The organism is Streptomyces sp. NPDC006435 (assembly GCF_040612315.1).
GTDB lineage: Bacteria > Actinomycetota > Actinomycetes > Streptomycetales > Streptomycetaceae > Streptomyces.
Window position 1 is genome coordinate 1 of record NZ_JBEXPY010000088.1, and the last position, 14,018, is coordinate 14,018.

At 71.3% G+C, this 14,018-nt stretch carries 11 protein-coding genes; 3 read left to right on the forward strand and 8 right to left on the reverse strand.

Features of this window, described 5'->3' with window-relative positions; all coding sequences use genetic code 11:
• Positions 1-119: 119 nt before the first annotated feature.
• The 5 genes from ABZZ04_RS38530 to ABZZ04_RS38550 form a co-directional block, all read right to left on the reverse strand.
• Positions 120-1,553, reverse strand: coding sequence for a polysaccharide lyase 6 family protein (locus ABZZ04_RS38530; protein WP_356936903.1), 1,434 nt, complete (start codon positions 1,551-1,553; stop codon positions 120-122).
• A 47-nt stretch (positions 1,554-1,600) separates the two neighbouring features.
• Positions 1,601-2,953 (reverse strand): alpha-L-fucosidase, encoded by a 1,353-nt coding sequence (locus ABZZ04_RS38535; protein WP_356936904.1) that lies wholly within the window; start codon positions 2,951-2,953, stop codon positions 1,601-1,603.
• A 166-nt stretch (positions 2,954-3,119) separates the two neighbouring features.
• On the reverse strand, positions 3,120-3,986 hold the full coding sequence (locus tag ABZZ04_RS38540) for a carbohydrate ABC transporter permease (RefSeq protein ID WP_356936905.1): 867 nt from the start codon (positions 3,984-3,986) through the stop codon (positions 3,120-3,122).
• Positions 3,983-4,957, reverse strand: coding sequence for a sugar ABC transporter permease (locus ABZZ04_RS38545; protein ID WP_356936906.1), 975 nt, complete (start codon positions 4,955-4,957; stop codon positions 3,983-3,985). Before ABZZ04_RS38545 ends, ABZZ04_RS38540 begins: the two co-directional genes overlap by 4 nt.
• Positions 4,954-6,201 (reverse strand): sugar ABC transporter substrate-binding protein, encoded by a 1,248-nt coding sequence (locus ABZZ04_RS38550; protein WP_356936907.1) that lies wholly within the window; start codon positions 6,199-6,201, stop codon positions 4,954-4,956. The genes ABZZ04_RS38545 and ABZZ04_RS38550 overlap by 4 nt, the downstream gene beginning before the upstream one ends.
• Before the next feature lie 564 nt (positions 6,202-6,765).
• On the opposite strand from ABZZ04_RS38550, the gene ABZZ04_RS38555 reads away from it, so the two are divergent.
• The gene (locus ABZZ04_RS38555) at positions 6,766-7,776 is read left to right on the forward strand and encodes a hydroxyacid dehydrogenase (protein ID WP_356936908.1); all 1,011 of its coding nucleotides are present in this window, start codon (positions 6,766-6,768) and stop codon (positions 7,774-7,776) included.
• A gap of 155 nt (positions 7,777-7,931) precedes the next feature.
• Here the strand turns inward: ABZZ04_RS38555 and ABZZ04_RS38560 are convergent, their stop codons facing one another.
• Entirely contained in the window at positions 7,932-9,983 is a 2,052-nt protein-coding gene (locus ABZZ04_RS38560) for a M56 family metallopeptidase (protein WP_356936909.1), read from the reverse strand.
• A gap of 17 nt (positions 9,984-10,000) precedes the next feature.
• A complete protein-coding gene (locus tag ABZZ04_RS38565) occupies positions 10,001-10,501 on the reverse strand; it encodes a hypothetical protein (protein ID WP_356936910.1) in 501 nt (166 codons plus the stop codon).
• A gap of 410 nt (positions 10,502-10,911) precedes the next feature.
• On the opposite strand from ABZZ04_RS38565, the gene ABZZ04_RS38570 reads away from it, so the two are divergent.
• Entirely contained in the window at positions 10,912-12,123 is a 1,212-nt protein-coding gene (locus ABZZ04_RS38570; protein ID WP_356936911.1) for a PQQ-binding-like beta-propeller repeat protein, read from the forward strand.
• 12 nt (positions 12,124-12,135) lie between these two features.
• Here ABZZ04_RS38570 and ABZZ04_RS38575 read toward each other — a convergent pair whose 3' ends face one another.
• Positions 12,136-12,825, reverse strand: coding sequence for a triacylglycerol lipase (locus tag ABZZ04_RS38575; protein ID WP_356936912.1), 690 nt, complete (start codon positions 12,823-12,825; stop codon positions 12,136-12,138).
• Positions 12,826-12,999: 174 nt separating this feature from the next.
• On the opposite strand from ABZZ04_RS38575, the gene ABZZ04_RS38580 reads away from it, so the two are divergent.
• Positions 13,000-13,839, forward strand: coding sequence for a dienelactone hydrolase family protein (locus ABZZ04_RS38580; protein WP_356936913.1), 840 nt, complete (start codon positions 13,000-13,002; stop codon positions 13,837-13,839).
• The last annotated feature ends 179 nt before the right edge of the window (positions 13,840-14,018 follow it).

Consider the following 14,018-nt stretch of genomic DNA (forward strand, 5'->3'; position numbering starts at 1 on the left):
TTCTATCCCTTGTTCCCCCTCTCGCCTACCTTCAGTTTACCCCGCCGCGGGGCGTGGTGGCGCGTGTTGCGGGGGGGGGGGCGGCGGGCGCCCCGCCCCCCCCCCGCCTCCGGCAGTGCTCAGCGGGCGTAGGGGCCGACGTCGGCCGGGGTCAGCGGCTTGTTCCTGGGGGCCCTGTCCGAGTACTCGTCGGAGCCCACGTCCCGGAGCCGGCCGCGCGGGTGCCCGTCGATGTCATGGGTGACCGGCGGCTTCCTGAGAGTGCCGGCGCCGATCGCCGGGCTGCCCGCCGACAGCCGGGCGACGCCGTCCGGGCCCGTCACCAGCTTCGGGTCGACGCGGGTGAAGCCGTCGGCCGGAATGTTGCCGTCGGTGGCCGCACCCCACAGGATGTTGCCGGACCAGGCGAAACGTACGGTGTTCGCCATCTCGACCAGTTCACCCGTGTCCGCGACGAACAGGTTGTCGGCGACGGTGACATCCCGCGGCTCGTGCGGGCGGTGACTCTCCCCGGAGAGCGTTCCGTTGTTGTTCACAAGGGTGTTGTACGCGATGAGGACCCGGTCCGGCGCGTCATTGCCCCGGCGCGCTTCGGGTGTCTCGCCGGGCAGGTGGTCGCGCTCCGAACCGCTGCCGATCACCAGGGCCCGGCCCGACAGTCCGTTGAGGTGGTTGTTGACGATCACATGGTCGTTGCCGTAGACCCGCATTCCTTCCGTGCCGCCGAGCAGGTGGTTGCCCTCCACCCGGGTGCGGTTGCCGTGGCGCAGGACAATGCCGCCGAAGCTGTCGCGGATGGTGTTGTACCGGATGGTGTTGTCGGAGCTCTTGACGGAGATGGCCTCGGGGTCGCCGTCGGCGCGCTCGAACAGGTTGTACTCCACGACCGCGTGGGCGCTGGACAGGGCGCGGGGGCTGACACCGAGCCGGATCGGCTCGCCGCCGTTGGACCCGGCGAAGCTGTGGTCGGAGAAGTGGTTCCGGAAGATGTGGACGCGCTGGGCCATCTCCTCGGTGCCCGCGCCCTCGATGCCGAGGTAGATGCCGAGGGTGCTCTTGTTGTGGAAGTGGTTGTGGTCGACCGTGCTGTCGTCCGCGCGCACCATCACCCAGTGCAGGCCCTCGATGTCGGCGAGCTGGAAGTCGTTGCGGGTGAGCCTGATGTGGGAGCAGGTCTCGGGGATCTCCAGAGTGGTGCTCTGGCGGAAGGAGAAGCCGCTGAGGGTGATGTGGCTGGACCCGTCGAGGACGAAGCTGTGGGGTCCGTCGAGGATGACGCCGCCCGGGGTCCGGGCCGCGATGGTGATGGGCGCGCGCCCGGTGCCCTGCTTGTCCCGGATGGTGAGGGGCCGGTCCGACGGGACGGTGTACCGGCCGTCGGCGACGACGATCCGGTCGCCGGGCCGTGCCCGGTCGATCGCGGCCCGGAGCTCGTCCAGCGAGCCGATCGCGGCCGGGGCGGCGGTCGCGCTCGCGGTGAGGAGTCCGCCGGTGGGGGCGGCGGCCAGCGCCGCCCCTGCCGCGGTACCCATGAGGAACGTGCGGCGTTGCATGATGCCTCCGTGAGTGTGGTGATGGACCGACCGGGACTGGAGCCGGCTCAGCCGTCGGCCCGGTCGTCCGGGGTGTCGAGGTACAGCTCGATGACGGGTACGGGGGTGTCGGGGCGCTGGACGGGGATCTTCAGGGTGAGCGTGCCTGCGGGCTGCCCTCCCATCTCCGTGTTGAGCGCGGGCCGGTCGGGGTCGATCCGGACCCGGATGATCTCGGACGCGTCGTTCAGCAGTTGGGCGTACCGGACCCGGCCGGCGAGTCCGGGCAGGTGCAGATGGCCCAGCGGCCAGGCGAACAGGTGGACGTAGAGCCGGTTGCCGCGCTGGGTGTACCGGCAGTCGGCGGGTGCGGTGTACGGGGACGGGCCGCAGCCGCGGATGGACCGCTCGTGCAGGTCCATCCACCGGCCGATCCCGTCGAGGACGGTGACCGCGTGCGGGTCGAGGTCGCCGCGGCCGTTGGGTCCTACGTTGAGCAGCAGGTTGCCGCCCTTGGAGACGCCGTCGACGAGCATCCGGATCAGCAGGTCGGCGCTCTTGTGGTCGAGGTTGTCGCGGTCGTAGCCCCAGCTCCCGTTGAGCGTCTGGCACGCCTCCCACAGCACGGGCCGGCCGTTCTCGGTCATGGGGCCGGAGGGCTGGTACTGCTCGGGGGTGACGAAGTCGCCGGGAAGGCCGGTCCGGTCGTTGACCAGGATGTGCGGCTGGAGTTCGCGGACCGTCTCCAGGAGCTTCGGGGAGTCCCAGTCGTCGGGGCCCTTGCCTCCCCACCAGATCCGGCCCGCGTAGGAGAAGTCGAAGAACAGGTAGTCGATGCGTCCGAAGGACGTCAGCAGTTCCCGGACCTGGCCGTGCAGGTAGCGCCGGTAGTCGCGGATGTCGCGGTCGGCGTGGGCGGCCTTGAACTCCTCGTCGTCGCGCTGCGGGTGGGTGCCGTCCACGGGGAAGGAGGGGTGGTGCCAGTCGATCAGCGAGTAGTAGAAGCCGACCTTGAGCCCCTCGGCGCGGCACGCCTCGACGAACGGGCCGAGGAGGTCGCGGCCGTGCGGGGTGTTGGTGACCTTGTATTCGGTGAGGGCGCTGTCCCACAGGCAGAAGCCGTCGTGGTGCTTGGTGGTCAGGACGACGTAGCGCATGCCCGCCGCCCTGGCCGCCCTGGCCCACCGGACCGGGTCGTAGCGGTCGGGGTCGAAGTGGTCGAAGTAGACCTGGTACTGCTCGTCGGTCAGCTCCTCCCGGTTCTTGACCCACTCGTGCCGGGCGGCCAGGGAGTACAGGCCCCAGTGGACGAACATGCCGAACCGGTCGGTGGTGAACCAGGTCGTCTCCGGGCTCCCGGCGGGGGTCGGGGCGGCGGGCGCGGGCGGGGCCACCGAGGGGGTGTCGGCGCTCGGGGTCATGGGGCATCGCTCCTTGTCGTCGATGTCCGCCGGGCACTGCCGGCGCGTGGGCCGGTGTGACCGGAAGGCGGTGTCGTGCGGGGTGGTTCGGGGCGCGGCGGCGGGCCGGCCGTCGGTTCTTCGGTGGCCGGCCCGCGCGGCGAGGGGCGCCGAGGGTGCTGCCCGGTCAGCCCTTCAGTGCGCCGGAGGACAGGCCGTGGACGAAGGAACGCTGGAAGAACAGGAAGACGATCACGGAGGGGAGCAGGGCCAGCAGGGACGCGGCCATCACCACCCCGGGCGTGACGGCGGGGTCGATCCGCAGGGTTCGCAGCGCCAGCGGGAGCGTGTAGGAGGAGGAGTCGGTGGAGACCAGGAGGGGCAGCAGGTACTGGTCCCAGATCATGGTGAAGCCGAAGACTCCGATGACCCCGAGCGCCGGCTTGCACATCGGCATGATGATCTGCGCGAAGATGCGCAGGTCCCCGGCGCCGTCGATCCGTGCGGCCTCCTCAAGTTCCTTGGGCACGTCCTTCATGAACTCGGTCATCACCAGGATGGAGAATCCCCACGCGCCCAGCGGGACGATCATTCCGGCCAGGGTGCCGATGAGGTTGAAGTGGACCACCGGCAGGTCCGCGAGGATCACGGACAGCGGGAGGGCCAGGATCTCCTCGGGCAGCATGAGCGTGGCCAGGATGGCGACGAGCACCAGTGTCATCCCGGGGAAGATCTTCCTGGCCAGCGCGTAGCCGGCGAGGACGGAGACGGCCACCTGGAGCAGCAGTCCGAAGCCGACCACGAAGAACGAGTTCAGCAGGTACGCGAGCACGCCCTGGTCGAAGGCGATCCTGAAGTTGTCCAGGGTCGCGCCCGAGGGGATGATGCTCAGCTGCGTGGGGTCCTTGACGTGGCCGAAGGCGCTGACCAGCAGGGCCAGCAGGGGGCCCGCGAAGACGATCAGTACCAGCAGGTAGGTGACGGCCTTCAGGATCCGTCCGCCCGGGCTCCTGCTCTCGGTCAGGCCCAGGGCCGTCTCGGTCGGCGCGTTCATTTGCTCTCCCTCCGTCGCAACAGGTGGACGGCGATGGTCAGGATCAGCGTCGCGACGAAGAGCAGGACGGCTCCCGCCGCGCCGACGCCGAGCCGGTTCTGCTCCAGTCCCAGCTTGTAGATCAGGGTCATCACGACTTCGGTGGAGCCGTCGGGTCCGCCGTTGGTGAGGAGGAACACCTCGGTGAAGACGCGCAGTCCGCGGATCGCGGCGAGGATGAACAGGATCGAGAACACCGATCGCAGTCCGGGCACCGTCACGTGCCACACCCGCTGGAACCTGGAGGCGCCGTCGACCTTCGCGGCCTCGTACAGGCCGCGGTCCACGCTCGTGAGTCCGGCGAGGAAGATCATCATGTCGTAGGGGGCGCCGCGCCAGATGCCGGTGACCATGATGGAGGCCATCGACGAGTCGGGGTCGTTGATGAACCCCGAGGGGCCGAATCCCACCAGGCCGAGGATGGAGTTGAGCATGCCGTCCCCGGTCGGGTGGTACATGATCCGCCACAGCTCGGCGACGACCGCGATCGGTACCACCACCGGCAGGAACGCCGCGGAGCGCACGAATCCGAGGCGGCGGCCCTGCCCTTCCATCAACAGGGCGAGCACGAGGCCGAGGAGCATCGAGCCGGCGGTCTGTCCGGCGGCGAGGACGACGGTGTGCCACGCCGCCTCGCGGAAGCCGTCGGACTGGAGCACCGTGGAGTAGTTCTCGGTGCCGACCCACTTGTTGCCGAGGTAGGGCTGTACTTCCTGGAAGGACATGGTCAGCGCGCTGGCCATGGGGATGAACTTGAAGTACAGGAAGAGCAGCAGTGCGGGGGCCAGGAACAGCCAGGGCGTCCACCACCGGCCGCTGCGGCCGCTGCGCCCGCGGCGGCCGGTGGCGGTCTTGCCGGCCGGGCCGCCCGTGGTCCGGGCGGCGGGGCCGGCCGCCGGGAGGGCGGCCGGATCCGCCTGGTCAAGACTCATGACGCGGCGATTCCCTGTTCCTTGAGAATGTCGGCGAGCTGCTTGTCGAGCTCGCCGAGCTTGGTGTCGACGTCCAGCCCGCAGTCGGCCATCAGGGCGTTGACGGTCTCGGCCGTCGTCTGCCGCACGGGGGTCCAGTTCGGGATGGACGGGGCGTACCGGCCGGAGTTCTGGTACACCTCGGCGTAGGTCGTCCAGCGGGGGTCGGGGCGGACCTCGGAGATCTTCACCGTCTTGTTGACGGGCAGCTGGACGGTGAAGCCGGTCTCGCCCTGCATGCCGGTCTTCTGGCCCTCGGCGGAGATCGCGAAGTCGGCGAAGGCGTCCTGGCCCGCCATGTTCTCGGAGCCGGCCATGAGGTAGACGGAGCCGCCCTCGGCGAGGACGGTGGCGTCCTTCGGGCCCTTGGGCATCGGCACGACCTCGTACTTGTCCTTGCCGAGCGTCTCGTCGAAGCGGGGCAGCAGGTACGGGCCGACGACGAACATCCCGGTCCGGCCCGCCTCGAACGTCTCGTTCGTGGGCGGGGTCTCCATGGTCACGGCGCCGGGCTGGATGACCTTGTCCTTGCAGCCGAGGTCGCGGAACCACTTCACCGCCTCGGCCGACTCCTTCGTGGCCATCGCGGGCTTGTACTTGCCGTCCCCGGCCCCGGTGATGAAGTCACCGCCCGCGGCCCAGAGGAAGTTGGAGAAGTACCAGGAGGCGTATCCGCGCTTGGTGGACAGGGGCGCGGCGAGGCCGTAGGTGTTCTTCTTGCCGTCGCCGTCGGGGTCCTTCTCGGTGAAGGCCTTGGCCATCGCGGCGAAGTCGTCCCAGCTCCCGGGGACCTGGAGCTTCAGCTTCTCCCGCCAGTCCTTGCGGATGAGCAGTGCGGACGCCTGGGCCGAGTACGGCAGGCCGTACTGCTTGCCGTCCACACTCTTGCCGGAGTCCAGCCCCTGGCCGACGACCTGTCCGCTGTTCTTGAGCTTGCCCAGGTCGATCTCCCGCAGCAGGCCCTGGCTGTGCATGGCGCCGAGCTGCGTCACGTCGTTCATGACGATGTCGGGAAGCTTCTTCTGCGCGGCCCGCTGCTGCAGCTTGGTCTCGAAGTCGTCGAAGATCGCCGTGACTTTCACCTTGTAGCCGGTGGCCTTCTCGAAGGCCGCGGCGAGCCTGAGCGCCCCCTGCTCCCCCGGTCCGCCCGGTGTCGTCCTGGTCCACAGTTCGAGGGGGGCCTTGGGATCCTGTTCGGCGTCCACTCCCGCAGGCCCTGATGTACAGCTGGTGAGGACCAGTGCCGAAGCGAGAACACCCGCACCGATCCACCGCGATCTCTGCATGACAACTCCTGTTTCGACGCATCACAGCTGGCCTGGAAAGCGCTTGCTCGGGACGCTAACGGGGTCCGAATCCACGGTCAATAGTCCGATGAATACAAAAATTTAGCCGAAGCCCGCAAGACCTCCGGCATGAACCTCCCCCCACACCTCACCTACGGCCCGGCACCCCCGCGAAGAGGCCGGACACCCCGAGGTATTGCCTGATGGGGCGGTAGTACGGCCCCTTGAGGAACCAGCCATTCCGTTTTGCGGCGATCACGCGCACCCATGGCGACCCATGGGACCCTGAACGGAAGGCGACTAAGCTTCACTTGAGGGGCTTTGCAGTCATCCGATGTATCGTGCTGCAAGCGCGTCGGCCAAGGTACCGAACAAGCCACGCCAATCCTCGACATCCAGTCAGACATTTCCCCACACGCCCGACCGGGTTCGTGGGTCGATTCGCTGACGTTCCGTCAGCGGAAGAGCTGAGGAGCGTACGACATGAACGAGCCGACCACCGGACCGACGGCACTGCTGGTCATGGAGGAGGAGCGCAGGGCGGACGTCTACCCCGACGAGGTGCTGGCCGGGATCGGCCGGATCGCCCGCTGGCAGGGCCCGCCCCTGACCCGGGAGCAGCTCGACGCGGACCCCGGGGTGCTGCGGGAGGTCGACGTCCTGTTCACCGGCTGGGGCGCGCCCGTCCTCGACGCCGCACTCCTGTCGCACGCCCCCCGGCTCAAGGCGGTGCTCGTCGCGGCGGGTTCCGTGCGGCACCTGACCACACCGGAGTTCTGGGCACGCGACATCCCGATCGTCTCGGCGGCGGCGGCCAACGCCATCCCGGTGGCGGAGTTCTCCCTCGCCCAGATCCTCCTGGGCCTGAAGCAGGTCCACCGCATCAGCCGGGAGGTGTCGAGCAGCCGCAGCTTCCCCCACAACCCGAAGGTCCCCGGCGGCTACCGGTCGCGCGTGGGGCTGCTGGGGCTCGGGCACATCGGCTGCCTCGTCGCGTCCCACCTCGCCCGCTTCGACGTGGAGGTCCTCGCCACGGACCCCGTCGCCCCGGCGGACACCGCCCGGCGGGCGGGCGTACGGCTCGTCGGCATCGAGGAGCTCTTCGCCACCTGCCAGGTGGTGAGCCTCCACGCCCCGCTCCTGCCCGAGACCCGCGGCACGATCGGGGCCCGGCTGCTGAGCTCCATGGAGCACGGCGCGACGCTGATCAACACCGCGCGCGGCGCGCTCGTCGACGAGCCGGCCGCGGCGGAGGTGCTGCGGGCCAGGCCCGACCTCACCGCCGTCCTCGACGTCACGCACCCGGAGCCCCCTTCCCCCGACTCGCCGCTGTTCGCCCTGCCCAACGTCATCCTGACGCCCCACCTGGGCGGTGCCGTCGGGGCCGAACGCAACCGCCTCGGGCAGCTCGTCCTCGACGAGCTGGGCCGTCTCGTGCGGGAGGAGCCCCTCCAGCACGCCATCGACCCCGCCCGTGCAGCGTCCCTGGCCTGACCCGGACGGGAGACCCGAGGGCGCCGCACCGGAGCGATCCGGTGCGGCGCCCTCGCCGTTGCCGGTGCGGGATCGGCCGGTGCACACGCGTCGGGAAAGGCGCGCGAGCCGGGAGAAGGGGCCGACCGCCGTCGCCCGGGGCGGCCCGGCCGGCCTCAGTCCGCCCCGGGGTCGAGCTTCCGCAACTCCGAGAGGGCCCCGGCCGCCCTCATGTACCAGAGGGCCGCGGTGAGCTGCAGCCGGTCCGCGCGTTCGTCCTCGGGCACGCAGACGAGCCGGTTGCCCTCGGCGAACGAGGTCAGCAGAGCGCGTCGGTTCTTCTCGCCGTACGGATCGGGGTACGGGGGCAGTTCCAGGCTGTCCGCCAGGGTCCTCCGCATCTCCTCGCAACGGCGCGGGAGTCCGTTCCCCGCCCCCTCGTACATGTCCTTCACCGGGTTCCCGGAGAGCTGGACCTCCTGGCGCCGGAGGTTCTCCCGGCCGCCGTCGTCGTACCAGGCCGCCACCCGGGCACGGGTGCCGGGGTCCGATCGCGGCGACTGGAACAGCGGAGGGGACCAGGACGAGGCGAGGACCTCGTCCATGGTGTCGGTGGGTTCCGCGAGGTCGGACAGGGGTTCGTAGACGTAGAGCACGGGAAGCACGCAGAGCCCCAGCCAGAAGGCGCGGACGGTTCGCGATCCCCGGCGTATCCCGGGTCCGGGAGGATTCGCGGGCACCGTCGGGGCCGGGCCGATCAGGGGCGCCCGGCCGGCACAGGGGGCGACGGGCGCGGCGGCTCCGGCGGGGGCGACGGGTCCGACGAACCCGGCGGGTCCGCCCGGCGGCGGGCCGGTGGGGCGCGTCGCCTTCCGCGGCCTCACCGCGCTGCCCGTGGCCACGATCAGGGGAACGGTCAGATAGGCCAGGGAGAGGACCGTTCTCGCGGGCACCGCGTCGAGCCGCAGCCAGGACACCACGCAGTAGACAAGCGTGACGTGCGCGCCGAGGAACAGCGCGAACTGCGTCTTCGTGCCCCCGCGGTCCACGGCCGGGGGCCGGATGAGCGACTCGTACCGCTGCGACCAGGAGGGGTGGGTGCGCAGCGGCCGTACCGTCCGGCGTGCAGCGGCCACCATCCACCCGCTCCCGCGGACCGGCGGGCGCTGGGCCGACCAGACCTCGGGGTCGGCACCGCACGCCACGGCGTCGTGGTCGGCGACGAGTTCCCGGTGCCGGAGGATGTCGGCCCGCACCAGATGGGTCTGCGCCACCAGCGCGACGCCGAGCACCAGCTCGCCGAGGCCGGGCGCGGCCCCCTCCCAGTAGAGGCGCCCCGACCCGAGCATCCGGTCCTGGACGATGAGCAGGCCGTGGATGCCGAGGCAGGGGATCAGCACCACGGCCAGGAAGGTCCGCCAGAGCGCCACGGTGAGGTAGGCCAGGTCCACGTCGCGATTGCGGATGTGGGCCAGTTCATGCAGAACCACGGCCTCGAACCTGCGCGGATCCGTCGTCCGGCGCGCCAGCAGTCCCGCGTGCAGGCAGACGGTGTACCGGCGGGCGCGGCCGAAGGCGACGGCACCGGCGGAGAGCGCCCCGGGGCGGATGACGAAGTCCGGGGCGCGGGAGAGACCGGCCCGGCGCACCAGCAGGGCCAGATGCATCGGGAGGGAGTCCGGGACGCCGTCGTCGGCCCCTGTCCCCGTCCGGTCCGCCGTGCCGTCGCGGGCCCCCGTCCGGTCCGCCATGTCCTCCCGGCCCGGTGCGTCCGGGGAGGCCACCCGGTCCGGCCGGTCCGGCCAACCCTCCTGCCGGTGGGCCTCGTTCAGCATCCGGCGGCGCACCGCCGTCCCGTCCGCGCCGGGCACCTCGGGGAGCCGGCCGCCCCGCCGCTTCCAGCGGGGCAGCCACCAGTACAGCGTCAGGGCGGTCGCGACGACGGCCGCGGTGTACAGCAGCGCGATGTACACCGCGCCCTCGGCCGCGTCGGACCGGCAGCCGACGACGTCCTGGTGGAAGCGGACGGCGAGCCCGATCTGCCAGGCCGGTGAGTCCGGGGCGACGCCGCTGCCGCGCACGCACCGCGGGAGTGCGACGGTGGCGTCGACGGTCAGCACCGTCCGGCTGATCAGGGCCGTGCAGGAGGCCAGCAGGACCAGGACCAGCAGCAGAAAACGCCGCGTCGCCGCGCGCCCGGCCAGATCGCGGGTCTCGACGGAAGTCATCCCGGCGTCTCCTCCCGTCACTCCGGGTCCGGCTGCTCCCCGGTGTCGTCCCCCTGCGGTCCGGCGGGTTCCTCCCTGGCAAGCCTGGAGACCACGGCGTCGGCCAGCCCCTCGGCCGCCGTGCCGTCGAGCCCTTCGGCCATCGCCCGCTCCCGTACGCGCCCGTGGACGGCGCGGAGCTGGCCGGGGGTCAGGGCGGGCATCTCGTGCTCCGGGGCGGCATCCGGACGGTGCAGGACCCTGCGCAGCCCCGCCCGCGTCCGGGCCAGCAGGCTGTCCGCCGCGACGCCGGCCCCCCTGGTGGCGAACTCGTTCAGCACCAGCCACACCACCGGTGTGATCAGGGCGGCGACCTCGGTGAGGCCGAAGCCGAGCGTGTCCTCCCGGGCCGTCCGGCCGGCGAACACTGCGGTGACCCGCTCGTCGTCGGCGGACTCCAGGGAGTCGAGCAGCACCAGTTCCTGCGGGGCCTTCTCCGTCACCACATCGCGCACGACCGCGCGTAATCTCTCCCCCATGCGGCCAGGCTATCGAGCCGCCTCTGTCGTGTACACACGGTTCATGGGCCGCTGCTTCGCGACCGGGACCGCCACCCCTCTGTCCGTGTTCCCGGTCGCCACTGCGGATTCGGGGACGCTCCGCCGCCGTCCGGGCCGGGAGGCCGGATCACCATGGGCAACAGACCGGATCGGAAACGGTCAACTCCAGCAATTCTCCCCTGTGTCACCGTGACAGCTCGGTCACAGGGATGTCCCGGCCGCGTCCTGGCCTCCTACTGGCCGAAATTCGACGGTTAACCTGATCCGACTCCGAGGGCATGCCCGCAAAGTCCCATACGCAAAGCGGACGGGACTCCTCGGACGCACCGGGACGCCCTCCGCGTCCGGTGCGCCGGGCATCGACATCGCAGGAAGACGGGGACGGAACCATGATCCGGGACAACGCGTCACGCCGACAGGTGATGAAGCTGGCAGGCAAGGGCCTGGGGCTGGCACTGCTCGGTGCGGGTGTGTGGGGGTGCACGCCGGAGGAGGAACCCGGTGGCGCCACGCGGAAGCCGGGCGGCGGCAAGGGCGGGGGCTCCTTCACCACCCCGCCGCCGAACACCGCGCCCGAGGCACTGTGGCAGGGGACGACGACGAACACCTCCCTGTCCGGCAACCACGCCCTCACCGTGGTCGGCGGCATCGTCCTCGTGTCCGGCGACCCCCTGGTCGGCCGCGACATCGCCACCGGCAAGGAGGTGTGGTCCCGCAAGGGCGTCACCACTCCCGGCGCCAACATGCTCATCGGCGGCGGCACCCTCTACCTGGCCAGCGCCGAGTACGACGGGAACGTCGTCGGGCTGGACCCGGCCACCGGCAAGGAGACCTGGCGCAGCCACCTGGGCACCGAGTACTCCCAGCCCCGTCCGATCGCCGCGGACGACAACCACGTGTACGTCCTCGCGGGCATCCTCGACAAGGACTTCCGGACACCGGACAACGTGATCGCCGCGATCGACACCACCAGCGGCAAGGTCGTCTGGCGCGAGCAGCGCGACCACGGCACGGAGGAGAGCGGCGTCACCGCGAAGGCCGTCGGCCGCCACCTCGTCTACACCGATTTCCGCGAGAACCTCACCGTCCGCGACACCTCGACCGGGCAGCAGACGTGGACGAAGAAGATCGGCCGGTCCAACAACCTCGACTTCGTCGTCCACGACGATCTGGTCGTCATCGCCAACGGCCGCCGTCTGCGCGCCTTCGGCCTGGCCGACGGGAAGGAGCGCTGGTCGCTGGCCACCGAGGAGTTCAGCCGGTTCAACGACCCGGCGCTCCTGGACGGGGTCCTCTACGCGTCCGACACCGTGCACGGACTGTGGGCGGTCGAGCCCGCGACCGGGAAGAAGGTCTGGCACAACAAGGGTTCGCTGGACGTCGCCTACCCGTGGCAGTTCGCCAAGGTGGGCGACACCCTCTACGGGGCGACGGAGTTCGACGACAACGGCGGCATCCTCGCCTTCGACGCCGCCGACGGGAAACTGCGCTGGACCTACAACGACGGCACCAAGGACATCCAGAAGTGGTACCTGGCGTCCGAGGGCAACCGGCTGGCGGCCCTGCACGCGAAGCGGCTGACCGGCCTGCCGGCCGTGTGACCCCCGGCCCGCCTACGTCCTGAGGAAATCACGCACCTGCTGGGAGACTCCGTCGTCCCCCAGCAGGTCGTTGTGCTTGACGCAGCCCGCGTCGTGGTTCACCGCGCCGTCCAGCAGGACGCTGCCGTCCGGGTCGATGATCTCGTCGCATCCGGACCACCAGGTGGCGTACCGGACGGCGCCCGGTGTCTCGTCGCCCTCGGCCAGCCGCTCCTGGACGTACGAGCCCGGGGTCATGTCACGGCACGCCTGGTCCCACAGGGCGCACGCCCAGGCCAGGGACGTGCCGTGGTTGGGCCCGGCCAGGGAGATCCAGTGGGCGACGGTCCCGGTGCCGCCGCCGTGCTTGACGTACCAACGGGTGACGAGGCTGCCGAAGGAGTGCGCGACGACGTCGACCCGGGCCGCGCCGGTCCGCCGGCGGACCTCCTCGACGTACTCGGCGAAGCGGCCGGCGAGCGTCTCGTTGACGGACCGGTGGGTGTCGTAGCCCCAGGAGAAGAGTTCGGCGTCGGTGTATCCCCCGACCTTGAGATCGGCCCGGAGCGCGCCCCAGACGCCGGGGTCGGCGTTGTAGCCGTGGACGAGGATCACGGGGACCCGGGCCGCGGCACGCGGCCCGGCGTGCGCCGAGGCGGCCGGGACCAGCAGGGCCACGAGGGCGGCCAGCAGCGGGAGCAGTCTTCTGCGCACAGCGGGCACGGCTTCTCCGTCCGACGGGTCACACGCGGGCGATGGGCGGTGGGAAGCATGATGGGGCCCGTACGCCCCGATGAACAGGCCCGTGCGCCGGGCGGAACCCCGGGGCTCCTCGCCAACATCGCCTACCTCGCGGTAACTTGAGGGCGGAAAAGACGGCGGAGGGAGGGCCGACCCGTGGCCGACCACGATCTCGACGGCTTCACCCGGGGCACGTTCACCCATGACGGCGCCACCCGCCGGGTGCTGCGCCGGGGCACGGGACCTGCCGTGATCATCATGGCGGAGATCCCCGGCATCACCCCCAAGGTCCTGGAGTTCGCCGAGCGCGTCGCCGCGTCGAACTGCACGGCCGTGCTCCCGGTGCTCTTCGGCACCCCCGGACGCGACGCGGACCCCGCCGCCCACGGCTGGACGGGTACCGTCCGCTACACGGCCTCGTCGATGTGGCAGGTGTGCGTGAGCCGGGAGTTCACGGTCCTGGCCACGGGGCGCAGTTCCCGGGTCGTGCGGTGGTTGCGCGCCCTGGCGGCGGCCGAGCACGAGCGCTGCGGCGGCCCCGGCGTCGGTGCCGTCGGCATGTGCGTGACCGGTGGTTTCGCCCTGGCCATGGCAGCGGACGAGCGGCTCGTCGCCCCGGTGCTCTCCCAGCCGTCGCTGCCGCTCGCCGTCCTCCCGGGCCGTGCGGGCACCATCGACATCGGCGCCGAGGAGCTCGCCGTCGTCCGGCGGCGGTGCGAGCGCGAGGGGCTCCAGGTCCTGGGGCTGCGTTTCCGGGGCGACCGGCTGGTGCCCGGGGACCGGTTCGCACACCTCCGGCGCGAACTGGGCGACGCCTTCGTCGCCGTCGAGCTGGACGACGCCGCCGCGAACCCCGAGGCCGTCCTGCCGCCGCACTCGGTGCTGACGGAGCATCTCGTCGACGAGCCCGGCCAACCCACCCGGCAGGCGCTGGACACGGTCCTGGACCTGTTCCGCACCCGGCTGCTCGGGGAGCGGCCCGGCGGAACCGGCTGACGGCGCCCCGCCCCGTCCCCGGTCCACAACTCCCGGCACCGGCACCGGCACCGGCGGACGCTCCAGCGGGTCCGGTGTCGGGGGGGGGGGGGGTTGGCAACAACACAACCGGGGGGCGGGGGCGGGGGGGGGGGGGGGGCGGGTTGTTTTTGTGGCGCGGGTTTGGGGGGGTGCGGGAG

Excerpts from the sequence above, each read along its gene's own strand:
- ABZZ04_RS38530 (WP_356936903.1), bottom strand. The coding sequence starts at position 1,553 with ATGCAACGCCGCACGTTCCTCATGGGTACCGCGGCAGGGGCGGCGCTG.
- ABZZ04_RS38555 (WP_356936908.1), top strand. The coding sequence starts at position 6,766 with ATGAACGAGCCGACCACCGGACCGACGGCACTGCTGGTCATGGAGGAG.
- ABZZ04_RS38540 (WP_356936905.1), bottom strand. The coding sequence starts at position 3,986 with ATGAACGCGCCGACCGAGACGGCCCTGGGCCTGACCGAGAGCAGGAGC.
- ABZZ04_RS38560 (WP_356936909.1), bottom strand. The coding sequence starts at position 9,983 with ATGACTTCCGTCGAGACCCGCGATCTGGCCGGGCGCGCGGCGACGCGG.
- ABZZ04_RS38545 (WP_356936906.1), bottom strand. The coding sequence starts at position 4,957 with ATGAGTCTTGACCAGGCGGATCCGGCCGCCCTCCCGGCGGCCGGCCCC.
- ABZZ04_RS38535 (WP_356936904.1), bottom strand. The coding sequence starts at position 2,953 with ATGACCCCGAGCGCCGACACCCCCTCGGTGGCCCCGCCCGCGCCCGCC.
- ABZZ04_RS38570 (WP_356936911.1), top strand. The coding sequence starts at position 10,912 with ATGATCCGGGACAACGCGTCACGCCGACAGGTGATGAAGCTGGCAGGC.
- ABZZ04_RS38565 (WP_356936910.1), bottom strand. The coding sequence starts at position 10,501 with ATGGGGGAGAGATTACGCGCGGTCGTGCGCGATGTGGTGACGGAGAAG.